Raw genomic sequence first — 24,601 nt, 5'->3', positions numbered from 1 at the left:
TATTCTAGAATCAACTTTAATAACCAATAACAGCTCCAAAACAAATAAAAAACTTAATTTTATACTTTAAAAAGTTAGCCGAATATGACTGCCTCAAGTAACATTATTTTAAACCATACAGAAATTAACCATAAAATACGTCGTATCGCTTTTCAAATATATGAAAGCAATATGGACGAAACCGAGGTTATTTTAGCTGGCATAGACAGTAATGGCTATATTTTAGCAAAGAAATTAAAATTGGTCCTTCAAAAAATTTCTGATATTAATGTTTCACTATGTAAAGTGAGTATCGATAAAAAAAATCCGTGGCAGGAGATTAAAACGTCTATGGACCCCGAAGATTACAAAAACAAATCTATTGTATTAGTAGATGATGTTTTAAACTCCGGAACCACATTAATTTATGGCGTTAAACACTTTTTAAATGTGCCTTTAAAGCAATTTAAAACGGCTGTTTTAGTAAACAGAAACCATAAAAAATACCCTGTAAAGGCAGATTATAAAGGTATTTCGCTTTCGACCTCGTTACATGAACACGTTAATGTTATTTTAGAAGGTAAAAACTTTGAAGCTGTTTTAGAATAAGGTATCGAAAACTTCTTCTGTAACCTCTTTTTTAGATTTATTATCAATAGCCACTTTAATATTGGCTTGATTATAATAATAAGCACGCTCAAATAAATGTTTACCGATAAATTCAGCCATATCCTCCTCTGTTTCGATATGTGCAATTAACGGACGTGTTGCCTTTTTATTCATTAATTTTTCAATTAACGTAGGGATTGAGGCCTTTAAATAAACACTTTTTGCGTTAACCTCATTTAAAATTGCATCCATATTATTACTGTAGCAAGGTGTACCTCCACCAACAGATAAAATAATATTTTCTTTAGTTTGAAGTTGCTCACGTAAATAAAGCGCCTCTTGTTTTCTGAAATAGATTTCGCCTTTAGATTTAAATACCTCTGAAACTGATGCGTTTTCTTTAGATTCAATTAAATCATCTAAATCAATAAATTCATAATTTAGTTTTTTTGCTAATCTCTTTCCTATTGTTGACTTTCCGGAAGCCATATACCCCATTAAAATTATTATCATTTTTTTGTTAAGAATTGATTTTTAAAAACATACGATTTACAGATGCAAAAAAACGAAATTTATTTAAAAAAAGTGTTGTTTTATTAAAGAAAGGTTTTATATTTGCACCCGCTAACAGCAATGTTAACAACTTTGAAATAATGACCTGGTAGCTCAGTTGGTAGAGCATCTCCCTTTTAAGGAGAGGGTCCTGGGTTCGAGCCCCAGCCCGGTCACAAAAACCTATAAATTGAAAGATTTGTAGGTTTTTTTATTAGACTTTATTAATAAAAACTTAAGTTTAATTCTAAATTTAATTGTTTTTTTAATTAAAGATGTTATATTTGCACCCGCTAACAATTACTGTTAGCATTTATTTTGAAATAATGACCTGGTAGCTCAGTTGGTAGAGCATCTCCCTTTTAAGGAGAGGGTCCTGGGTTCGAGCCCCAGCCCGGTCACAAAAAAAACCTTTAAATCAATTGATTTAAAGGTTTTTTGCTTTTTATAGATTTCAAGAATTTCTATTACACATACAGATTAAGGGGATCAAGTCAAAAAAACGTCCATTAAAAATGAACGCCTTTATACTAGAATATTTTTTCTACGAGAAATACACGTAAATACCAATCACTATAATACAGATAACAATACCTACAGATTTTAAATGTTTCCAAGGTGTAATATCGACTTGCTTAGTAAACTTCAAAACAAAAGGTTCTTTTCGTGGGCTTAGCTTACCTATCACTAACATAATAATAACGTTTAGCACAAACAAAATAGCCATGACGTGCAAAAAGTGGGGATAATTATCGACACCTACAACAAACGGTTTTATCACAAATTGACTTAAACTATATAACACAACACCAGATATTATTGCCACTTTTGCGGCTATTGCTGGTACATATTTAGTTAAATAGCCAACAACAATTATCGTTAAAATAGGAATACTGTAACAGCCATTTACTTCTTGTAAATAACCAAATAACCCGTCGGGAGCATTAGCTATTAATGGCGCAATACACATAGATAAAATAGCAAGTACTATTCCAAACGATTTTCCTGCAAATACAGTTTGCTTTTCGGTAGCTTCCTTATTAAGGTGAGATTTATAAATATCGATCCCGAATAAAGTTACCGAACTATTTAATGCCGAATTAAAAGAACTTAAAATAGCACCAAATAAAACAGCAGCAAAGAAGCCAACTAATCCTGCAGGTAATACTTCTGTTACTAGTCTTGGATAAGCTTCATCTGGATTCTCTAAGTTACCGCCAAACATATGAAAAGCAATAATACCTGGTAACACAACAATTAAAGGCCTTAGTATTTTAATTCCTGAAGCTAATAATAGTCCTTTTGACCTTCTTTTAAATTTTTGGCACCTAAAGCTCGTTGAATAATAGCTTGGTTGGTTCCCCAATAAAACAATTACACCAACATCATTCCTGTAAAAATGGTACCGAATGGTATAGCCGATTCTGGACCTCCTAAAGATTTGAATTTCTCAGGATGTGTTTCCATTAATGTAGAAATCCCATCACCTACACTACCTTCTCCAATAGCTAATAATCCAAAAAACGGAATTAACAGTCCTCCTATTAATAAACCCACAGCATTTATAGTATCAGAAACAGCAACTGCTTTTAACCCGCCAAATATGGCATAAATAGAACCAATAATACCAATGCCCCAAACGGTTATCCAAAGTGCTGTTGTTTTAGAAACACCCAACATATCTGGTACATTAAACATAGAATTAATTGCTAAGGCTCCAGAATAAAGCACAATTGGCAATAATACCACAACATAACCGCTTAAAAATAAACCTGAGGTTATGGTCTTTGTTATTTTATCATAACGCTTTTCTAAAAACTGTGGTACTGTTGTTATTCCTCCTTTTAAATATCTTGGTAATAAAAATACTGCCGTTATCACCATTGCAATAGCGGCTAAGGTTTCCCAGGCCATAACTAAAATACCTTACTTATATGCCGATCCATTTAAACCAACTATTTGCTCTGTAGAAAGATTAGTTAGTAATAAAGACCCAGCAATAACAACACCGGTTAAACTTCTTCCTCCTAGAAAATATCCCTCGGAAGAATCTTCGTTTGTTTTTCGTGTTGCTAAATAGGATATAATAGCAACCAAGACTGTAAAGCCTAAAAATGATAGAATTTGCATCATACTTTTATTTGGTTTAGTTTGTTTTAAAATCCAAATATATTTAAAATAAATACAGAAACTATTATTATTTGTAAAAAATACATTTATTTAAACAAAAACCCTTGTGTTTAAAGGTCTAATTCGTATATTTGTAAAACAATTTTATAAAAAACTAAACATTTTGTACACAATAAACCACACCAAAACCACTATTGAAATACTGAATTCTGAAAAAACAGTTTTTGCTGAAATCCGTATAAATGATGGCGCTAGTCTACAAAAATTAATCCTTTCTGGGAACACTTTAATAAAAGACCTAAGCCCTTTAGAATATAAAAACACCTATGCCTCTTCCGTTCTTTTTCCTTTTGCGAACAGAATAAAAGATGGTGTTTATTCTTATGAAGATAAAAATTATAAGTTTCCAATTAATGAAGTTCCAAATAATAACGCACTACACGGTTTAGTTTTCAATAAAACTTTTAAAATCATAGATGAAGATTCAACTAAGGATAGCGCATCTGTAAAACTATTATATAAGGAAGATAAAAAATCCGATGGCTTTCCATTCACCTATTCAATTCAATTAGAATACATATTGACAGAAACCTCATTAGATTTAAATGTTACCGTTATCAATACCGATGCTAAGTCGTTTCCTTTTACGCTAGGTTGGCATCCTTATTTTTTAAGCAACAATTTGCATGAAAGCTCACTAGCTTTTGAAAGTTCTAAAAAAATGGCTTTTAGCAAACGTATGATAACTACCGGAACGATAAGCAACCCTGATAATTCTGAAATTAAAATAAAAGATAAACAACTTGATGATTGCTGGCAATTAGATAAAACTAAAGTTGTTTTCACAACGCCTAAGTACAACTTAGTTATTAATTCAACTGAAAAAGATAGCTTTCTGCAAGCCTACACACCTCCTCTAGCCAATGTAATCGCCATAGAACCAACAACAGGCGTATCAGATAGTTTTAATAATAAAATAGGATTAAAAACTTTAAACCCAAAAGAAACATATCAGTTAAACTGGAACCTTAAACTAAACTAACATAATACCACTAAATTATGAACACCACTTTAGTAAATAACATTAAACAAGATTTTCTTGATAAATTTAATCAAGAACCTCTAATGATTTTTTCACCTGGTAGAATAAATATCATTGGCGAACACACCGATTATAACGACGGCTTTGTGTTTCCTGCCGCCGTAAACAAAGGTATTATTGCTGCTATAGGTAAAAACTCAAGTAATACATCAACAGTTTGTGCTTCAGATTTTAATGATACTATTGAGTTTTCAATCGACTCAATTGCTCCTATGGATAAAGAAAGTTGGGGGAATTATGTATTAGGTGTTATTGCTGAAATTCAGAAATCGGGGAAAACTATAGAAAATTTTAATATGGTTTTTGGTGGTGATATCCCTTCAGGTTCAGGTATGTCATCTTCTGCTGCTTTAGAAAATAGCGTAGTTTTTGGTTTAAATGAACTTTTTAATTTGGGATTAACCAAAACTGAAATGATTTTTATTTCGCAAAAAGCAGAACATAATTATGTGGGCGTTAATTGCGGTATTATGGATCAATACGCGAGTATGTTCGGTATTAAAAACCATGCCTTACTTTTAGATTGCCGTTCGATAGAAGCTAAACCTTTTGAAATTAATTTTAAAAATCATGAACTGATGTTAATTAACACAAACGTGAAGCATAGCTTGTCTGATAGTGCTTATAATGATAGACGATCGGTATGTGAAAGTATTTCTAAAATGTTAAACATAAAAGCTTTAAGAGATGCCACTGAAATCGATTTACAAAAAGTAAAAGATAAAGTAACACCAGTAAACTATCAAAAAGCATTGTTTGTAATTCAAGAAAATAAACGCGCCGAAAATGCTTCTGTAGCAATGCAAAATGGCGATTTAGAAACATTAGGAAAATTAATTTATGGCTCGCACGATGGTTTACAACACCAATATAAAGTAAGTTGTGTTGAATTAGATTTTCTAGTTGAAAGAGCCAAAGAAAATAAAGATATTTTAGGTGCACGTATGATGGGTGGTGGCTTTGGTGGCTGCACTATTAATTTAATAGCAAAAGATGCCGTTGAAGGTTTTAAAACTTCGGTAGCAAAAGCCTATAAAAATGAGTTCGATAAAGACTGTTCTATCTATACTGTAGAACTTTCAGATGGCACACATCTTATAAAATAATTTGAAATTTAACAGACATTAAAATGACCAATGATTTACAAGATTTTTCGCATAAACGTTATAATATTTTAACAGGAGAATGGGTTTTAGTTTCTCCTCATCGTGCTAAACGCCCTTGGCAAGGGCAAAACGAAACCGTAAATAACGAAGTGCGTCCATCATACGATGAAAACTGTTATTTGTGTGCAGGAAATAAAAGAATAAATGGTGAAATAAATCCGAAATACGATGATGTTTTTGTCTTTACAAACGATTTTGCCGCGTTGCAAACCGACTCTAAAGCTTTTAAAGTGGAAGATGGTTTGTTAAAAGCACAAAGCGAGCAAGGTATATGTAAAGTTATGTGCTTTAGCCCAGATCACTCAAAGAGTTTAGCAGATATGACGCCTAGTGAAATTGAGAAAGTGGTTTTAGCTTGGCAACGCGAATACAATGAGCTCGCTGCAATTGATTTAATAAATTACGTTCAAATTTTTGAAAATAAAGGCGCTGTAATGGGCTGTAGTAACCCACATCCACATGGTCAAATTTGGAGTCAAACTACGCTGCCAAACGAAGTTGATAAGAAAAACACACAGCAACTAAATTACTTTAACAATAATAAAAACAGCCTTTTAGGCGATTATTTAACACAAGAATTAGAAAAGCAAGAACGTATTATTTTTGAAAACGATGGGTTTGTTGTATTGATTCCGTTTTGGGCTGTATGGCCTTTCGAAGCTATGATTGTTCCTAAAAAACATCAAAGAAATATTTCAGAATTATCAGGAGACGAAACTTTGCTTTATGCTGAAGCTATTTCTGTAATAACCAAAGCTTACGATAAGTTGTTTAATACCTCATTCCCATATTCTAGTGGTATTCATCAATCTCCTACAGATGGAGAAGCAAATGATCACTGGCATTGGCATATGAGTTTCTATCCGCCATTATTACGCAGTGCAACCGTTAAAAAATTCATGGTGGGTTACGAGATGTTTGGCTCACCGCAACGTGATATTACAGCAGAAAGCGCCGTAAAAATGCTTCGTGATTTACTAAAAATAAATTCAAAATCTTCCAGATAGAGCCTTTACAATACAAAATTGTAAAGGCTTTTTTTATAACATAAAGTGGTTTTAAACTCACCACTATCTTTCCCTTACATAAATTATTAACAACTCCTTTTTTCAAGCTTTACTCCTCCAAAATATTGTAATTATTTGTGTAGTTAAAAACACATATTTTTTCAACACAAAAACACTTTAACGACAAAAAGAGTATTTCAACGGTTATATTTTTTTAAACGAAATGTATTTCATCGATTATTTCGACATTTAAACGTCATAAATAGAATATTAACTATGTTTGAAGTAAGAAAAATGCAACACATAGTAAAAAACATATATAATATGGCTCAGAAATTTAAAACATAAGAACTAATAAAAAAAACTAACGTTTTATTAAACTTAGTTATCGCTTTTCTAAAGCGTATATAGTTCCAAAATATTGACCCCAAACCCTGATAAAAAGCTAAACCGAGTTACCTTAATTAACTCCAAAATAATCTCCCTAAGGATTTAATAGCGATAAAAATGCTCTACTTATGAAAACGACATTCAAATCAAGCTGGTTAAAAAAATACACTATTATTCTAATAGCAATATATGCAGTCGCGTTACCAGAAAACTTAAATGCATTTTGTTTAACAAACAGCATTGCTAAAAATATTTCGAATACTGCTTCCGAAAATAATTTAACAACTGTCAATCCATCCATTAACCTAAATGGAAAATTTGAACTCTATTTTGATGGCCTAGATGATTATGCCTCAGAACCTGCCGTAATAAACTCATGGGAAGAAGTATCTTTAATGACTTGGGTTAAAATTGACAATGCATCAACAGGTATTCAAATCATTGCTGGTCAAAGAATATTTTATCTTCAACTTAATGCCAATAAAAGCGTTTCTGCTTTCGCTAATTCAAAAACCCTAACAAGTAAAACACTTTTAAATCCTAATCAATGGTATCATATTACTATCACACACAAGCCAAATTCCTTTAATTTATATATTAACGGACAAGTGGAAGCATCGAGATTAACGGCTTCTACTAGTATAAAACGTGATACTTCAAGTTTTACTATCGGTAAATATCCTGATAATAGCAGTAATTATTTTCATGGTGCTCTAGATGAATTTCGTTTATTTAATAAAGCGCTTTCCTCTGATGAACTTCAGAAAATGATTTACCAAGAAATAGAAGACAATAACGGTATTGTGAAAGGTAGTGCTTTACCAAAAAACATTACCGATTTTGATGCTGTAACAAACACATCAACTCCTTTGCAATGGGAAAACTTGAAAAGATATTACCGTATGGATATTATTGAAGACAATATGCTTTTCGATTCTGCTAAAACCATAAACGATAATACTGCACACGCACAAATTCATAATATTGAAATAATTAACGAACAATCGGCGCCGTTACCATTTATAACAACTCAATCTGGCTCTTTAGAAACTGCTATAAACAACCTTAACAAAGGTATTTCTGGTGCAGATGCTTTAACTTTCGATTGGTCTATTGTAAACATTAAACACAACGATGTGTTTTACGCTAATTCTCAAAAGCATTTGGGCTTAATTATAGATAATAAAGATGCTAACTTAAACCCTATTACTTATACTGTTAGAAATAACTCTGAATTAAATATTAGTTGGTATTTAAATTTAAACGGCATAATAGACCTACAAGGAAAATCTCAATTAGTACAAGGTTTACAAAGTACCCTAGCCCCATCTAGCCAAGGTAAAATATTGCAAAACAAACAACTTGAAGATGATATTTACACCTATAATTACTGGTCGTCTCCTGTTGGGCAAACTAATAACTTAACAAACAACAACAATTATAAATTAACAGATATAATTAAAAATGTTAGTTTTTTAAGATCAGGATATAACGGAACAGAAACATCTATTGCTGATTACTGGATTTGGAAATATTGCAACTTAATAAACTACGATACTCCAATTTGGCAACATGTAAGATGCACAGGAACTCTAAAAGCAGGCGAAGGCTTTACCATGAAAGGGACAGGAACTGGAATCGAAAAAACATTACAAGATTATAAAATTGAAGGCAAACCAAATAATGGTGATATAAATATTCCAGTTTATGCCGGAAACGAATATTTAGTTGGTAACCCATATCCTTCTCCTATTGATGCACAACAATTTATATTGGATAATAGTGAATCTAATTCTGGAGTTACAACAGGTATTATTTACTTTAAAGAACATTACAGTGGAGGCACACATAGTTCTGGTGAATTCCAAGGTGGATACGCAACATATTCGCTTGCTGGTGGTATTCCAGCAGTATGGGTAGGTGATAACAATCTTGAAACAACAGAAGACGTTTTAAGTTTAAAAACGCCTAAACAATATATTCCAGTTGGTCAAGCTTTCTTTATGATGGCGGAAACTACGGGCGAGATAAATTTTAATAATGGACAACGTGCATTTCATATAGAAAACAATTCAGACAATACATCTGCTAAATCATCACATACTAAAATAGCTGCAGAAGATGATACAAGACCAAAACTTAGAATTGGTTTTAACTCTGTAAACCAAATTCACAGACAACTTTTAGTAACGGCAGATGAGCATGCTACTTCAGGTTACGATTCGGGATTTGATGCCCAAGATATCGATCAACTATCAGATGATATGTATTGGTTAATTGGTGATGACAAATTTGGTATTCAAGCTATTGATATGATAGATGAAGCTACCAAAATTCCGTTAGGCATTCATACAAAAACTGCTGGAGTAAATACAATTAGCATAGATAAATTAGAAAACTTCCCTGAAGGCCTAAACATCTATCTTTACGATAAAGAATTAAATATTAGTCATAATTTAAAAGAAGGCGATTACAATATTTCCCTAGCTGCAGGCGAATATTTAAACCGATTTGAAATCACTTTCTCGGAACAAGTTACGTTAGCTACAAATGATTTTAACAACGACAACGTTGCAATATCATACACTAATACAGAAAACAAAATTATTGTTGAAAACCCAAAATCACAACATATTGAAACTGTAGAATTATACAATGTATTAGGTCAAAATATTGTTGAAATTAAAACAGAAACTAGTAATAACCATTTAGAATATAAAACCCAACAATTAAAATCTGGAATATATATTCTTAGCGTGAATACCGAACTTGGAAAAATCTCTAAAAAAATAATGGTGCAATAAGATACCTTATTAACACCATTGTTCTTTCAATATTGTTTTATAATAATTAAACCAGAGTGGCTTTGGAAACTATTTAATTTTAGAAATTAAAGTTTCCAAAGTCACTTTGTCTTGTTCGCCAGAAACCATGTTCTTTAACGTATATGTATTAGATTCCATTTCCTCATCGCCTACTAAAACAACAAATGGAATAGCTCGTTTATTAGCGTGATTCATTTGTTTTTTCATTTTAGCTGCATCAGGGTAAAGCTCGGCATTAACACCCTCTGCTCTTAAGGTTTTAATAGCTTTTAAACTAAACAGCGCCTCTTTATCTCCAAAATTGATAAATAAAACCTCTATATTTTTTGATACCGTTTCTGGGAAAAGACCTAACTCTTCAAGTACTAAATAAATGCGATCTAATCCAAAACTAATACCCACGCCACTAACATCTTTCATCCCAAAAATACCGGTTAAATCGTCGTAACGGCCACCACCACCAATAGAGCCCATGCTCACGGTTTTTGGCGCAGCCACTTCAAAAATAGCACCTGTGTAATAATTTAAACCTCTTGCTAAAGTAACATCAAGTTGTAAAGTTGCTGTTTTTAAACCTAATTCTGAAATAGCTTCATTAATAAAAGCCAATTCTTCAATACCTTTTTTTCCTTCTTCGGAAGTGTTTAAGATTGATTTTAAACTTTCAATTTGAGATTCAAAATCACCTGAAAGGGTGAATAACGGTTGAAGTTTTGTAATACCTTCTTCTGAAATTCCTTTAGAACGCATTTCTTCTTTTACCTTCTCCTCGCCTATTTTATCAAGCTTATCTAAAGCTACTGTAAAATCGATTAATTTATCGCTAGCTCCAATAACTTCTGCAATACCTGAAAGTATTTTTCGGTTATTAATTTTAATAGTAACGCCTTCTAGTTTTAATGCTGAAAAAACGGTGTCGTAAAGTTGAATAAACTCCACTTCTTGCCAAAGTGATTTAGAACCAACAACATCGGCATCGCACTGAAAAAACTCTCTAAAACGACCTTTCTGAGGTCTATCTGCACGCCAAACAGGCTGTATTTGATAACGCTTAAAAGGGAATTCAATCTCGTTTTGATGTTGTACCACATATCTAGCAAAAGGCACGGTTAAATCGTAGCGTAATGCTTTTTCGGAGATTTTTGATATGTGAGTTTTTGAGTCTAAAATAAATAGTCGAGCACATCTCAATAAGATTATCTTTCGACTTCTATTCTTAAAACCATCATCTAAAGGAGATAATGTCGAAAAATCAATTTCTTTTATATTTAAAATATACTTTTTAATTTGTTCATAATATTCGGCATTTTCATAAACACTTTTCAGTTCATGATCAATACTACTTTCAAAGCTTCCATTATCACAATTCAATGCCTTATTTAGAAGGTTATAAAACTTTTCTAAACCATAGAGTGTAACAGCGTCATCCATTGTTAATGATTTATAAAAATCACCTGAATTCAAAATCTTAAAAATCAAACGATCACCTTCTTCTCCGTATTTTCCCATTAAGGTATCAGAGTTTTCAAAACTTGGCGTTTCTATAGGTTGAAATCCGAAGGTTTCAAAAGCACCACGAATACTATTAAAAATATAGTTTCGTTTTGCTACTTGTTCTGGATTAAAATCTCTTGTTCCTTTTGGTATGCTTGGTTTTTGAGCCATATTTAATTTACCTATAACAGGATTGTTTTTTATTATTTATTTCTTCAACTAAAATAAAATTTAATTGAAAATATTAATTAATCAACTTATAAAAATACTGATACAATTCACCTTTAGTAATAGAAGCACCTTGCTCAATCATTTTAAACTTATCTAAGTTTTTATCATCGGAGTATGCTTTATCTGCTTGTAAAAACTCGACATTTTCGTCCATTAAATTTTCACGAAGCCAATCATAACCTTCTTGTGTAGTTATATCAACATCATTTTTCACGTTAACTACAATAGCATGCATTTCTTTTTCTTTTAAATAAAATAAATACATGTGTTGTGGTGCAAAATGCTCAAGATATTCCGCTTTGTTTAATGCGCCTTCCCAGATTAAATCGCTAAACACATCGAGTTCAATTTCTGCTAAATCGGGTTTATTTTCTTTTAGGTTGGTCCACTCATCGGCAGTAACCGATTGCGTTGCCAAAAAGTTTATAAACTCTTGGTGTAATTCTTCAAACTGTTCTTTTGTTAATCTTGAATATTTCATGAAAATCTTTTTATTCCCGAATCAAGGAGAATTATATGTTTTATTTTGTAATATTTAAACTTGCTGCGGCCGCAAATGGTCTGTCTGTTGCAATAACATCAACACCCATATCTACCCATTTTTGATAAAGATGGTCACCTTTGGCTTGCGCTTGCTTATCTAAGTTTCCTAAAGTTCCTAGCATACAGGTTATTCCTAAATCGTGTAATTTTTTATAAAATGCTTCCGATGACAATCGTGTACCTGTAAAAGCAATCATGTTTTCCGTTGGAATTTCGGAATGTAACAACCAATCTAGTTCCTCTTCATTTCTAGCCGAAACTGATAACAACAAATCTGTCGACGCTTTATAGGCCGCACTAGCTTGTTTCATATCATAAGTAATAATAACCGAAATATCTTCTGCTCCAGTTTCTTCAACTAAGGCTACAACTTGTGTTACAGAAACACTCTTTTTTATATCAATAGTTAATATCACATTATTTGATTTCGCCCAAAGGAGCACATCTTTAAACAACGGAATTTTAAAAGTAGTTTCGTTACCAAAATCATCTTCCAAATTATACTGTAATAATTCTTGATAGGTATAATTTGTAATATCACCTTCGCCTGTAGATGTTCTACCTAAGCTATTATCGTGCATTAAAACTAGTACATTGTCTTTAGTTTTAGCGATATCAATTTCATAAACAGCAGGAATACTATCGTTTATGTATTTTAAGGTTTCTAAACAGTTTTCGGGATAGTTCTCTATAGACTTTCCACCTCTGTGCACACTTATAATTGGTGCTTTATTAGATTGATAAGCAAACCGACTTACTAATACCGACTTGTTATTGGTTTCTGTTTGTTTTTCAGTCTTTTCTTTACACGAGAAACTCGCTAAAAAAAGACAAAGTATTACTATATATTTCATTTTATACATAAAAAAAGCGCCCCTTAGTTAAGGAGCGCAAATTTAAGAATATATATGTTATTATCTTAGAAAATATAACGTAAACCTACTTGGGCTTGCCATCTAGAAGCTAAACTAGAATCGTAACCAAAAGTTTTTGTTTGATTGCTATTAAAAGAATAAACAGGATCTCCCGTAGTTTCATCAAAAGTTACACCTATTGGCTGTACATTATTAGGTTGTTGTATAATTCCCCAATCTGAATTTAATAAATTACCAAAGTTCAAAATATCGATACTAAATTGAATCGTGTTTGTCTTATCCTCAGATACTTTAATTCTGTAATCTTGCATAAACTTAACATCCCATTTACCTCTCCAAGGCGCTAATGCACCGTAACGCTCTGCATATTGACCTCTATTATCACTTAAATAATCGTCTTGACGAATATAAGATTCTAAGGCTGCAGCATCTCCTGTTCCAGCAAATTGCATTAATGCTATGTCTCCAGTAGTAGGAATATAAATTAAATCGTTAATTGACGAACCATCTCCGTTTATATCTCCACCATAAACATAGTTAAAACGTGCTCCTTGAGCATATTCGAAAAATGTTGATAAAGTGGTAGACCATTTATCGTTTCCGTAATCCCATTTTTTACTAGCCACACCAATAAAACGATGTTTATCACCATATTTAGAATGTGATAATACATCATTATTTACATTACCTAATGCAGGATTACCCGTAAAGGCATCTCCTGTAATTTCTGCTTCAATAGAATTTACATCTCTAGCATCTAGATAGCTATATGCAAGCATAGAATATATACCGTTATCAAACGTTTTTTGAGCTTTTAATGATGCGTTCCAAATACGCCCTTTGTTAGAGTTTGTCATTACGTAAGCGTTACCATTAGTAACTTCACCCCAAGGCAATGTTACTTTTGCATGATCGCTATCCCCATAAACAGCTCTGTTATCTACACCTTGTAATTGTCCTGTTGGTTTGTTTAATCCCCAATTTTGAACATGGACACCATTAACGTCTTTTGTGTAAGATAGGTCGGCAGTTAAAACAACACCACTTTCAAGTTTTTTATCCAATCCTAAATTTGTTCTCCATACTTGAGGAAATTTAAAATCTGGATCTACAGCTTGATAGAAAAAAGTATCTACACCACTAATTTGATTTCCTACCCAAACAAAAGGAAGACGCCCTGTAAACAAACCTGTACCACCTCTTAATTGAAAAGAACTATCACCATTAGTATCATAATTAAATCCAACTCTTGGAGATATTAACCAATCTGTACTAGGCATTTTGGTAGAATCTATTAATAAAGGCTCTCCAGTGTTAGGATCAAAATACTCTGTGTCTGGTAAATAAATTTCACCATTATCTGTATCAATAAATTTTTGAGCGTTTTCCGCAGTATCAAAATATAGAGGTTTATCAAAACGTACCCCATAAGTTAATTTGAATTTATCGGAAACATTCCATTCATCTTGTGCATAAAAAGCTATTTGACCTACGTTTGTTTCAGATAACAACCAGCCACCATCTTCACCATCTGCAATGGCATTTCTAGAATTAAACGTAGCTTGTGCTGCAGCAAAATCATAACTAGAAGCATCAAAATCTGCGATATCTACATTCCCAAATACATCAAAACCATAACCTTTTAAATTGAATGAATTATCAAATTCAAACTTCTCGAAAGATATTCCAACTGTAAAAGTATGATCACCTTGAAAGAAATTTAGATTATCTGTAAATTGAAATACTTTTTGATCTAACTTATTATTAATTGAAAACGGCTCGTGACCAGCAATAATATATGGCGAACCATCTTTATATATATTTATAACTGGAGCAGGTGTAGAAAACGGTGTTCTAAAATCATCAAAATGGGTATAACCAATTTGTAATTTATTAGTTGATGATTCTGATAGCGTTGAATTTAACTCAACCTGTATAGATTTTAAATTATTATTTATCTCGTAACCTGAGTTTTGAAACTGTAAAGTAGTTGCATTTGGTCCACGTGGATTAACAGCAGATGGATGCGCTGGCTTCTCTTGAGATGCATTTAAAAAATTGTAGATAACAGCTAAACGATTATTATCATTAATATTCCAATCTATTTTAAAAATACCTTTTGTAGATTCTGAAGCATGAGTAAACCCTTGATAATCACCTGGATCATATCCTTGAGCTCTTAAAGCCGTTTGAACAGCAATTAAATCACTTTCTAAAACTCTAGATTCTGTAATTCCACCAGATCCCGTATTTGGTGTCCATCCATTAGTTCCTAAATCATCACGTTCATCTTTTTCAAAATTTGCGAAAAAGAATAATTTATCTTTAATAATCGGGCCTCCAATACTAACACCATATTGTGTTTGGTTTAAATCTGGTCTAGCCACATCTTCACCTCTAATTTTCTTACCAGTCATAGTTTCATCTCTGTAAAACCCATAAACTGTACCGTGAAATTCGTTTGTTCCGCTTTTGGTAACTGCATTTACCGATGCTCCGGTAAAACCAGATTGTGTAACATCATAAGGAGCTGTAGATACTTGAATTTGCTCAATAGCATCTAATGAAACTGGCTGAGAACCTGTTTGCCCACCTGGTGTTGCCGCATCTAATCCGAATGGATTATTAAAAATAGCACCATCTAATGAGAAATTGTTAAACTGATCGTTTCTACCACCAAAAGAACCACCACTAGCAGTTGGCTCTAATCTTGTAAAATCCGATTGTGATCGAGAAATAGTTGGTAAACGTGTTAGTTCTCGACGACCAACACTAGTTTCCGCACCAGTTCTATCACTTCCAAAAGTTCCAGTTCCTCCTGTTCCTTGAATAACAACAGCATCTAATTGCTCGTTATCTTCAGATAAAGTAACATCTACATTTTGGGTTTTCCCTAATGTTAAATATACATTTTTAAACGTTTGCTCTTTGTAACCAACATAACTAATAGTAATAGTGTAAGGACCTCCAACTCTTAAATTCAATAAATTGTATCGACCATCGAAGTTACTGGCAGCACCATACTTTGTGCCTGTTGGTGTGTGAATAGCAAGAACATTTGCACCTGGCAACGGTACCGAGCCCTGATCTAAAACGAGTCCTTTAATATTTGAAGTCGTGACTTGTGCAAAAGCCATAGCGCCAATAAATAAAAAGAAAATTAATAGTTTTGTTTTTTTCATTGTGTGAAGATTGAGTTAAAGTTTTTTAGTTTTTCATTATGCGAGCATAATGCAAGTAAAAATAGAGCAAAAAAAAACCACTCCAAAGGAGTGGTTAATTTTATTGTAAACTTTTATTAACTATATGTTAACAAATTAGTTTGCTTGGGCAATAACTTCAAATTCTAAATCTACATTTACATCTCTGTGTAAACGAACTGCGGCAGTATACTTACCTAAACGTTTAACAGTAGTAACTGTAATAAATTTTTTGTCAATTGATTGACCTTCTTTTTCAATAGCAGCAGCTAAATCAATGTTATTTACAGATCCAAATAATTTATCACCTGTACCAACTTTTGCTTGAATTTTAACTTCTAAAGCTTTTAATGCTTCTGCAATTACGTTAGCATCATCAACTATTCTCTTTTCTTTAAAGGCACGTTGCTTTAAATTTTCTGCTAATACTTTTTTAGCTGAAATAGTAGCTAAAACTGCTTGTTTTTGAGGAATTAAAAAATTTCTACCATAACCGTTCTTAACTGTTACAACATCGTCTTTAAATCCTAAATTTTCAACGTCTTGTTTTAATATAAGTTCCATTGTTATCGGTATTTTATTTTAATAAATCAGCTACATAAGGCATTAAAGCTAAGTGACGTGCTCTTTTTACAGCTACAGACACTTTTCTTTGATACTTTAATGATGTTCCTGTTAAACGACGAGGTAAAATTTTACCTTGCTCATTTACAAATCTTAATAACCAGTCTGCATCTTTATAATCTACATACTTGATACCTGATTTCTTGAAACGACAATATTTCTTTTGCTTATTAGTTTCAATATTTAGAGGCGTTAAATATCTAATTTCGCCGTCTTTTTTTCCTTTGGATTGTTGTTCTATTGATGACATAATTAAGCTTTTTGTTTAAGTTTAACTCTTCTTCTTTCTGCCCAAGAAATAGCATGTTTATCTAACGCTACTGTTAAATAACGCATAAAACGCTCATCACGTCTAAACTCTACTTCTAATGGATTGATAACCTCTCCGGCTACTTGATACTCAAATAAGTGGTAAAACCCACTTTTTTTGTTTTGAATTGGGTAAGCTAACTTCTTTAGCCCCCAGTTTTCTTTTGATACCATCTTAGCGCCGTTCGAAACAAGAAAATCTTCGTATTTCTGCACTGTCTCCTTTATCTGATCTTCAGATAAAACGGGATTTAAGATGAAAACAGTTTCATAATGATTCATAAAAATCTATTTTTATTGTTAAAAATTGGCTGCAAAAGTAATTAATTTTTATATATTACACAACTTAATGGTGTTTATTTTTAATACATACACGAATATTTACCATGTTAAAAAAATGTTAAAATAAACAGTTTGCCGATGTTTTTTGGTTTTTAGCCGAATTTTTCGTACTATTGTCGATATCTTAACCGAAATAAATTAAAATGTTATGACATTAAACTGTGTAGTAGTAGATGATTCAGCCATACAACGTCTTTCTATTGTTAAATTAGTAGAGAACCACCCCTCATTAAACTTAATAGCAGAATACAGTAGTGCATTAGAAACTAAAAATGGTTTAAACTCTCATCAAGTAGACTTAATCTTTTTAGATATTGAAATGCCAGTACTAAACGGATTTGAACTTTTAGATGTACTAAACAACAAACCACAAATTATATTTGTAACCGGTAAAACAGAATATGCGTTTAAAGCATTTAATTATGATGCTACCGATTATTTACATAAACCAATTACTAGAGAACGCTTTAACACCTCTGTAGATAAAGCTTTAGAGCAACATAGATTGACTTTAGACTTTAATGAAGAAGATGGTGAACACATTTTTGTAAAAAGTAATCTTAAAAAACGTAAAGTTTATATTAAAGATATTAAATGGATTGAAGCCCTTGGTGATTACGTAAAATTGGTAACTGAAGAAAACAGCTTAGTGGTTTTATCGACCATGAAATCTTTTGAAGCTGAATTACCAGAAGGCAAATTTTTAAGAATCCATAAATCATATATTGTTAATCTTGATAAAATTGACAGATTTAACAGCAAAAACGTTGAAGTTGGTGCTTACGAGATTCCTTTAAGTAGAAATAAGAAAACACAACTTGTAGATGCGTTAAACAATATTTAATTTAGATAAAGTCTCGATTATTATCGAGAAATCTAATTAAAAGAGCCCCAACTTTTATAATTGGATTAATAATTATCAACATTAAGTATTACACGCACCGAGCGAAAATCTTTTACATTCAAGAAGCTATTATTAATTTTAATGATAGCTTCTTTTGTTTTTCCTAAAGATTGTTGCTTAGGAATTTTTACCAAAATATTTTTGTGATACTGATTTCTAATTCTTGACACCGGCGGAAACTCTGGGCCTAAAACATTGTCTTTAAAAACTTGTCTTAACGATGTTGCATACCAATCTGCAGCAATTTCTACCCGATTATAATCTTTATGTTTTAACGTGATTTTTATTTGCTTGTAAATAGGTGGATACTTAAAATTATACCGCTCGTTCATTTGTTCCTTGAACATATCGATATAATTATTTGTAGAAACCTGCTGTAAAATATTATGATGCGGATTGTAAGTCTGTATTAAAACCTTACCACGTTCTTCTGTTCGCCCTGCCCTACCCGACACTTGTAACATGAGTTGAAAACTACGTTCGTGGGCTCTAAAATCTGGAAAGTTTAACATACTATCGGCATTCATGATTCCAACCAATTTTACATTTCTAAAATCCAATCCTTTGGTAAGCATTTGCGTTCCAACCAAAATATCGATTTCTTGCTGTTCTAAGGCGGTTATAATCTTCTCGTAGCCATATTTACCTCGTGTGGTATCCAAATCCATACGCGCAACATTATGCTCGGGAAACAGCACTTTTACCTCTTGCTCAATTTGCTCGGTTCCAAATCCTTTGTTATCTAATTCTGGACTACCGCAAGCCTTACATTTTCTAAGCATAGGAATTACATAGCCACAATAATGACAACGCAATTGATCTCGATATTGATGATATGTTAAACTCACATCGCAATTTGGACATTGGGGAGACTCTCCGCAAGTACTACATTCAACAATAGGTGAAAATCCACGACGATTTTGAAATAAAATAATTTGATGACCTTCCGTTAAAGTTTCTGTCATTTCCGCAATAAGTCTATCGCTAAAATGCCCTTTCATGCGTTTCTTCTTCTGCTTTTCCTTAATATCAACCAATTCAACTTCAGGCATCAATACATCATTAAATCGATGCATAAGTTCCACAAAACCATATTTATTTTGCTGTGTATTAAAATAACTCTCTAAACTTGGCGTAGCAGATCCTAACAACACTTTAGCTTTATGTATATGTGCCAAAACTACAGCCGTGTCTCTCGCGTGATAACGTGGTGCAGGATCAAATTGTTTAAACGACTGCTCATGCTCTTCATCTACAATTATTAACCCTAAATTATCGAAAGGTAAAAATATTGAAGAACGCGCTCCTAGTACTATTTTCGCTTTCGCGGAAAGTTCTAAAACTTGATTCCAGACCTCAACACGCTCATGAGATGAATATTTAGAATGAAACACCGCTACTTGATCTCCAAAATAATTCTGAAGTCGAGTAACCAACTGAGTTGTTAAAGCAATTTCAGGCAACAAATACAAAACCTGTTTACCAGAACTTAATACATCTTCAATTAGCTTTACATAAACTTCGGTTTTACCAGAAGATGTTACGCCGTGCAATAACGTAACTTGATGCTTTTCGAATGTTTCTTTTATTTCAGCTAAAGCTGTTTCTTGATAACTATTTAATTTTTTAGAATCTTCATTTTCTTCACCCGAATATTGGACTCTATCTGTTTGTATAAAATATTCTTCAAGAATTTCTTTATCGATTAACGATTTTATAATAGAAGACGACGCTCCGCTTTCAGTAGATAAATCAGATACTTTTACCGGTTTTCTTGTTTTAGCCGAAATAGAAAATAAAGTCATTACCACCTCGCGTTGTTTAGGCGCTCGACTTAAATCATCTAATAATTGATGCAGCTCTTTCTCTGTAGAATAAAAGGTATGCAGTTTAACATAGCGTACTAATTTTGGTTTGTATTTTTCATAAACTTCTTCTTCAACAGAAATGGCTTCTTTTTCAATTAACCTTTTAATAACTGATAGCACACTCTTTTTACCTAGAATATTAGAAATATCCTGAATTTTTAAAGAGGATTGATGGTTGAGCGCATCAAAAACCAAAAACTCATCATCCTTTAAAATAGATTCATCTATCGTGGATTTATTATTCTTAGAAATTACAGTTTCACTTTCTAAAATATAAGCATTTGGTAACGAAGCTCTCATTACTTCGCCTAGCGTACACATATAATAGCTAGAAATCCAATCCCATAATTTTAATTGTTTTTCATTTACAACCGGCGATTCATCTAATATCTGTTGAATTTCCTTAGCCTCATAAGCTATTGGTGCATCATTATGAACTCGATAAACAATACCCGTATAAATTTTAGATTTCCCAAAAGGTACAGAAACACGCATACCTGCTTTTAAAAAATCGAACTCCGAAGCTGTAATGCTATAGGTGAATAATTGCTGAAGCGGAATGGGAATTATAACGTCTATGTAATGCAAAGTATTAATGCTTTAATTGAACAATTAATTATATCTAATCCAGTGCTGTGTAAGATATAAAAATGCAATATAACCACGAACTTGAAGTTTATCTGTCTCTTTATCTAGCATTATTCTGCATTTATATTCTTTTCCATTTTCAGCATCAAAAACAGTCCCGTTTTTATAATGATCTCCATGTTTTTCAAGATCTTGAATAATTTCAAAACCTAAAATTGGCTTGTCTTCATAATCGCCTTCGCAGTTTTGACACAACATATTTTTATCAAAAGGCTCTAGTATTTCTATAACTCTACCAAATACCTTTCCTTTTTTCTCATAAATTTCAACTATAGATTTATGTGCTCCTGTTTCATCATCTACCGTTTTCCATTTCCCAAAAATGTCTTGAGCTTGCGTTGATAATGATAACATGCAAATTGTAATTAACCAAATATATTTCTTCATAACTAACAGCTTTTTCTAAGTTTATTTAAGGAGGCATTCAACTCGTAACCCAATAACAAAATGTTAGAATTGAGCCATAAGTAAAACATTAATATTAATAACGCGCCAATAGACCCGTATAGTTTATTGTACTGTCCAAAATTTTCAATATAAATTCCAAACAAATAAGATGTCAATATAATAAGTAAGGTTGTAAAAAGAGCGCCTATTGAGAAAAAATTAGAATATTTCCCTTCTTTTGTTCCAAAATAATACAACGTAGCTGTTGCCAGATACACCATAAGGACAAAAAATAAATACTTTACAACATCTGCCCAAAACAAGCCTTGATTAGTAACTTCGTAACCGCGATGCTCCAAAGCTTCAAACAAGCCTTGCACTACATAAATCTGAAAATATCCTAAAACTACAATGGTAATTATTAATAAAAATGCCAATATTAACGCAATACCCAAGGCATACAAATATTGTTTAAACACATTACGTGTAAGTTGCTCATGATAAGAATTCTCGAAGCCCGAAAATACGGCGTTTACACCATTTGCCATTAAACCAATGGATAGAACAAACACAGAGGATAATAAGCCACCACGTTGCGATTGGTCGATATTTTCAAAAATATTTTCGAAGAAAAAATCGGAAGTATTTGGCGGTAAAAACGATTCTAGAAATACTAAAAATTCTATTTTAAAATCATCGATTGGTACATAAGGAATTATGATTAATACAAATAGTAAAAACGGAAAAATAGCCATAAAGAAACTAAAAGCAATTGCACTAGCTCTTGTGGTTAATGCGCCTTTAACTACCCCGATAACGTAAAGTTCTACTAAATCGTAAAACGAAAGCCCCTCTAGTCCTGGTAATTTTAATCTTTTTAAAAACCTCACCAAGATATTAATTATAGGAATTTTATCCAGCTTGTCTTCAATGGGTTTTGTCATTAATAAAAAATTAAATAGAATACAAAGTTAATAAAGTATTTACTGAAAGCAAGGTATAAAAAAAGAGCGTCTATACAGACACCCTTTTATATATTTTAAAAAATTAAAAACTATTTCATAGCTTTTAAACTTAAATCCATATTATGTACAGAATGCGTTAATGCACCGCAAGAAATATAATTAACTCCACATTCGGCATAATGACGAATTGTAGCCTCATTAATATTCCCCGAAGATTCTGTTAAACATTTATTTCCTATCAATTTCACAGCTTTTCTAGTATCTTCATAATCGAAGTTATCTATTAAAATCCTGTAAACACCATCGGATTGTAAAATTTCTTCAACTTCACTTAAATCTCTTGCTTCCACCATAATTTCTAAATCTCTGCCAGTTTCGTGCAAATATTCTTTAGCCATGGTAATCGCTTTTGTTATACCGCCTGCAAAATCAATATGGTTATCTTTTAACATAATCATATCGTAAAGTGCAAATCTATGATTTTCTCCACCACCAATTTTTACAGCCCATTTTTCTAAAACACGAATTCCTGGTGTGGTTTTTCTAGTATCTAAAATTTTAGTTTTAGTTCCTTCTACCAAATCAACAAACATTCTTGTTTTAGTTGCAATAGCACTCATACGTTGCATGGCATTTAAAACCGTACGCTCTGCTTTTAAAATAGATTGAGAAGATCCTTCAACATACATTACAATATCTCCGTAGGTTACTTCTGTCCCATCTTCAATACGAACATCTAGCTTTAAATTCTTATCTACATAAGCAAAAACTTTTTTCGCAAAATTAACACCACCAATAATACCCTTATCTTTAACTAGCAGTTTTGCTTTACCTCTTGCATTTTCAGGGATACAAGCAAGAGAACTATGATCTCCATCGCCAACGTCTTCACGAATAGCATTAGAAATTATCATTTTCACTTCTGTATCAAATTGCTCCTGTGTAATCATATTTGTTTTGGTTTGCCACAAAAGTAAGAAATTGATTTACTAAAAATAAATTTTACTTTTACGAAATTTAAGATTTTTTTTTAATTAAATACATTATTCATAAATACTAAACAGTAATTTTGCTTATATGACTATCAAACTTATTGCCATAGGAAAAACAGACAACAAACAACTTTTGAGCTTAATAGCTGATTATCAGAAACGTTTGGGGTTTTACATTAAATTTTCTTTAGAGATTATACCAGATATAAAAAATTCTAAAAATTTAAGTGAAGACTTACAAAAGCAGAAAGAAGGCGAACTTATTTTGAAGAAATTAAGTAATACTGATGTGCTAATTCTACTAGATGAAAACGGAAAACAGTTCGATTCTGTAGGTTTTTCTGACTATTTACAAAAACATATGAACTCTGGAATCAAACAATTGGTTTTTATAATTGGCGGACCTTACGGATTTTCTGATGAGATTTATAAAAAAGCAAATGGGAAAATATCATTATCTAAAATGACATTTTCCCATCAAATGATTCGTTTATTTTTTATTGAACAATTATACCGAGGTTTTACTATTTTAAGAAATGAACCATATCATCATAAATAGAATAAACCTCATATTAACACCGTTTTAATACAATGTACTAAAACGGTTAAACAATCAACTTTTTAATATGTTTTATAAACTTCTTTGCGCTTTTTAAGTTGGCGTTCTAAATCGCTAACGGTTTCACGAACCGATACTTCAAAATTACGCTCGTTCGATGTTGCAAAAATTCGTGGTCCTGGTAAGCTTAATTCTATATTACAAATTTTACCAGTATCATGAGCATTATCATCTTGCTTAAAATGAACGGTTGCACTTATTAAAAACTCATATCTACTAAAAAGTTTTTCTAATTTTTCTTCAGTGAAAGCCGATAATGTTTCACTCGCATCTACACCTACGTATTCAAAATTTACTGTCATAGTTTATGTTTTAGATTATCAAATATAGCATAGCTCGAAATTATTTTAAATGATTTTGGTCATGAATCACAACGTTTAAAAATAATTTATACCAAGTTGCTGATACTCAATAAAAGGGTTATTTATTTTCTACAATTAATTTTTCCATAATGCTTTTAAGTTTACCTGGCTCTATCGGTTTTATGATATAGTCTGATATATCACTAATCCTTTTAGCTTTCTCGATATCCACAGGATCTACTGAGGAAGACACCATATAAATCACTGTTTTTTTACCTAACTTAGATTTAATCTTAACGTACTCTTCCATAAATTGATACCCGTCCATAATTGGCATATTAATATCTAGAAAAATAACATCTGGAAGTTCATTGTCTTTATTTAGGTTTTCTACCAAGAATTCTAAAGCTTCTTCGCCATCAGCAAAAACCTTTATATTTTTTTCAAACTCGAGGAGTTCTAGTGTTTTAACGACCGTAAACTTATAAATATCATCGTCATCAATTATGCAAATATTAATAGGGGCATTCATCATAAT

General features: G+C 32.0%; 21 protein-coding genes, 2 tRNA genes and 1 pseudogene. 9 read left to right on the top strand and 15 right to left on the bottom strand.

Annotated elements, in window-relative coordinates:
• Positions 1 to 84: 84 nt before the first annotated feature.
• A complete protein-coding gene (locus M4I23_RS14805) occupies positions 85 to 588 on the top strand; it encodes a phosphoribosyltransferase family protein (RefSeq protein WP_249754932.1) in 504 nt (167 codons plus the stop codon).
• Here the strand turns inward: M4I23_RS14805 and M4I23_RS14800 are convergent.
• Entirely contained in the window at positions 580 to 1,101 is a 522-nt protein-coding gene (locus M4I23_RS14800) for a shikimate kinase (protein ID WP_158848739.1), read from the bottom strand. The two genes, M4I23_RS14805 and M4I23_RS14800, sit on opposite strands and share 9 nt — an antisense overlap.
• 142 nt (positions 1,102 to 1,243) lie before the next feature.
• Here M4I23_RS14800 and M4I23_RS14795 point away from each other — a divergent pair.
• Positions 1,244 to 1,316 (top strand) — tRNA-Lys (locus M4I23_RS14795).
• A 152-nt stretch (positions 1,317 to 1,468) separates the two neighbouring features.
• Positions 1,469 to 1,541: transfer RNA gene (locus tag M4I23_RS14790), tRNA-Lys, on the top strand.
• Positions 1,542 to 1,684: 143 nt separating this feature from the next.
• Here the strand turns inward: M4I23_RS14790 and M4I23_RS14785 are convergent.
• Positions 1,685 to 3,270: pseudogene (locus M4I23_RS14785) on the bottom strand (solute:sodium symporter family transporter).
• 163 nt (positions 3,271 to 3,433) lie between these two features.
• Between M4I23_RS14785 and M4I23_RS14780 the strand changes: the two are divergent.
• The 4 genes from M4I23_RS14780 to M4I23_RS14765 all read left to right on the top strand — a co-directional run bounded on the left by M4I23_RS14780 (position 3,434) and on the right by M4I23_RS14765 (position 9,739).
• The gene (locus tag M4I23_RS14780) at positions 3,434 to 4,312 is read left to right on the top strand and encodes an aldose 1-epimerase (protein ID WP_249754931.1); all 879 of its coding nucleotides are present in this window, start codon (positions 3,434 to 3,436) and stop codon (positions 4,310 to 4,312) included.
• A gap of 17 nt (positions 4,313 to 4,329) precedes the next feature.
• Positions 4,330 to 5,478 carry a galactokinase gene (galK, locus tag M4I23_RS14775; protein WP_249754930.1) on the top strand — a complete coding sequence of 383 codons (1,149 nt, stop codon included), beginning with the start codon at positions 4,330 to 4,332 and terminating at the stop codon, positions 5,476 to 5,478.
• A gap of 23 nt (positions 5,479 to 5,501) precedes the next feature.
• Positions 5,502 to 6,545 carry a UDP-glucose--hexose-1-phosphate uridylyltransferase gene (locus M4I23_RS14770; protein ID WP_249754929.1) on the top strand — a complete coding sequence of 348 codons (1,044 nt, stop codon included), beginning with the start codon at positions 5,502 to 5,504 and terminating at the stop codon, positions 6,543 to 6,545.
• A gap of 518 nt (positions 6,546 to 7,063) precedes the next feature.
• Positions 7,064 to 9,739 (top strand): LamG-like jellyroll fold domain-containing protein, encoded by a 2,676-nt coding sequence (locus M4I23_RS14765; protein ID WP_249754928.1) that lies wholly within the window; start codon positions 7,064 to 7,066, stop codon positions 9,737 to 9,739.
• Positions 9,740 to 9,808: 69 nt separating this feature from the next.
• Here the strand turns inward: M4I23_RS14765 and hisS are convergent, their stop codons facing one another.
• From hisS to rpsF, 7 genes are all read right to left on the bottom strand, one after another.
• Positions 9,809 to 11,425 carry a histidine--tRNA ligase gene (hisS, locus tag M4I23_RS14760; protein WP_249754927.1) on the bottom strand — a complete coding sequence of 539 codons (1,617 nt, stop codon included), beginning with the start codon at positions 11,423 to 11,425 and terminating at the stop codon, positions 9,809 to 9,811.
• 73 nt (positions 11,426 to 11,498) lie between these two features.
• Positions 11,499 to 11,966, bottom strand: a complete 468-nt coding sequence (locus tag M4I23_RS14755) for a DUF6495 family protein (protein WP_158848727.1) — start codon at positions 11,964 to 11,966, stop codon at positions 11,499 to 11,501.
• Between the two features lie 40 nt (positions 11,967 to 12,006).
• On the bottom strand, positions 12,007 to 12,882 hold the full coding sequence (locus tag M4I23_RS14750) for a glycerophosphodiester phosphodiesterase family protein (RefSeq protein ID WP_158848725.1): 876 nt from the start codon (positions 12,880 to 12,882) through the stop codon (positions 12,007 to 12,009).
• A gap of 65 nt (positions 12,883 to 12,947) precedes the next feature.
• The gene (locus M4I23_RS14745) at positions 12,948 to 16,085 is read right to left on the bottom strand and encodes a carboxypeptidase regulatory-like domain-containing protein (protein ID WP_249754926.1); all 3,138 of its coding nucleotides are present in this window, start codon (positions 16,083 to 16,085) and stop codon (positions 12,948 to 12,950) included.
• A gap of 135 nt (positions 16,086 to 16,220) precedes the next feature.
• The gene (rplI, locus tag M4I23_RS14740; protein ID WP_158848721.1) at positions 16,221 to 16,667 is read right to left on the bottom strand and encodes a 50S ribosomal protein L9; all 447 of its coding nucleotides are present in this window, start codon (positions 16,665 to 16,667) and stop codon (positions 16,221 to 16,223) included.
• A 13-nt stretch (positions 16,668 to 16,680) separates the two neighbouring features.
• Positions 16,681 to 16,977, bottom strand: coding sequence for a 30S ribosomal protein S18 (gene rpsR / locus M4I23_RS14735; RefSeq protein ID WP_042498218.1), 297 nt, complete (start codon positions 16,975 to 16,977; stop codon positions 16,681 to 16,683).
• Between the two features lie 2 nt (positions 16,978 to 16,979).
• Positions 16,980 to 17,318, bottom strand: a complete 339-nt coding sequence (gene rpsF / locus M4I23_RS14730; RefSeq protein WP_158848719.1) for a 30S ribosomal protein S6 — start codon at positions 17,316 to 17,318, stop codon at positions 16,980 to 16,982.
• 208 nt (positions 17,319 to 17,526) lie between these two features.
• Between rpsF and M4I23_RS14725 the strand changes: the two genes are divergently transcribed.
• The gene (locus M4I23_RS14725) at positions 17,527 to 18,222 is read left to right on the top strand and encodes a LytTR family DNA-binding domain-containing protein (protein WP_158848717.1); all 696 of its coding nucleotides are present in this window, start codon (positions 17,527 to 17,529) and stop codon (positions 18,220 to 18,222) included.
• A gap of 65 nt (positions 18,223 to 18,287) precedes the next feature.
• On the opposite strand, the gene priA is transcribed toward M4I23_RS14725, so the two are convergent.
• The 4 genes from priA to nadC all read right to left on the bottom strand — a co-directional run bounded on the left by priA (position 18,288) and on the right by nadC (position 23,100).
• Entirely contained in the window at positions 18,288 to 20,738 is a 2,451-nt protein-coding gene (priA, locus tag M4I23_RS14720; RefSeq protein ID WP_249754925.1) for a primosomal protein N', read from the bottom strand.
• A 24-nt stretch (positions 20,739 to 20,762) separates the two neighbouring features.
• Complete coding sequence (locus tag M4I23_RS14715; RefSeq protein WP_158848713.1) at positions 20,763 to 21,185, bottom strand: DUF2147 domain-containing protein; 423 nt, start codon at positions 21,183 to 21,185, stop codon at positions 20,763 to 20,765.
• A 2-nt stretch (positions 21,186 to 21,187) separates the two neighbouring features.
• Positions 21,188 to 22,129: a YihY/virulence factor BrkB family protein gene (locus tag M4I23_RS14710; RefSeq protein WP_158848711.1), complete on the bottom strand. Its 942-nt coding sequence runs from the start codon at positions 22,127 to 22,129 to the stop codon at positions 21,188 to 21,190.
• A 110-nt stretch (positions 22,130 to 22,239) separates the two neighbouring features.
• Positions 22,240 to 23,100 carry a carboxylating nicotinate-nucleotide diphosphorylase gene (gene nadC / locus M4I23_RS14705; protein WP_249754924.1) on the bottom strand — a complete coding sequence of 287 codons (861 nt, stop codon included), beginning with the start codon at positions 23,098 to 23,100 and terminating at the stop codon, positions 22,240 to 22,242.
• A gap of 127 nt (positions 23,101 to 23,227) precedes the next feature.
• Here nadC and rlmH point away from each other — a divergent pair, with 127 nt between their 5' ends.
• Positions 23,228 to 23,701 carry a 23S rRNA (pseudouridine(1915)-N(3))-methyltransferase RlmH gene (gene rlmH / locus M4I23_RS14700; protein WP_158848709.1) on the top strand — a complete coding sequence of 158 codons (474 nt, stop codon included), beginning with the start codon at positions 23,228 to 23,230 and terminating at the stop codon, positions 23,699 to 23,701.
• Between the two features lie 62 nt (positions 23,702 to 23,763).
• Here the strand turns inward: rlmH and M4I23_RS14695 are convergent, their stop codons facing one another.
• Together M4I23_RS14695 and M4I23_RS14690 are read right to left on the bottom strand one after the other, a co-directional pair.
• Complete coding sequence (locus M4I23_RS14695) at positions 23,764 to 24,063, bottom strand: HPF/RaiA family ribosome-associated protein (protein WP_158848707.1); 300 nt, start codon at positions 24,061 to 24,063, stop codon at positions 23,764 to 23,766.
• Positions 24,064 to 24,181: 118 nt separating this feature from the next.
• Positions 24,182 to 24,595, bottom strand: a complete 414-nt coding sequence (locus tag M4I23_RS14690) for a response regulator (RefSeq protein ID WP_158851789.1) — start codon at positions 24,593 to 24,595, stop codon at positions 24,182 to 24,184.
• Between the last annotated feature and the right edge of the window lie 6 nt (positions 24,596 to 24,601).

Origin of the sequence: Algibacter sp. L4_22, from assembly GCF_023473045.1 — a bacterium.
GTDB lineage: Bacteria > Bacteroidota > Bacteroidia > Flavobacteriales > Flavobacteriaceae > Algibacter.
This window is presented reverse-complemented; position numbering and strand designations above follow the sequence as displayed.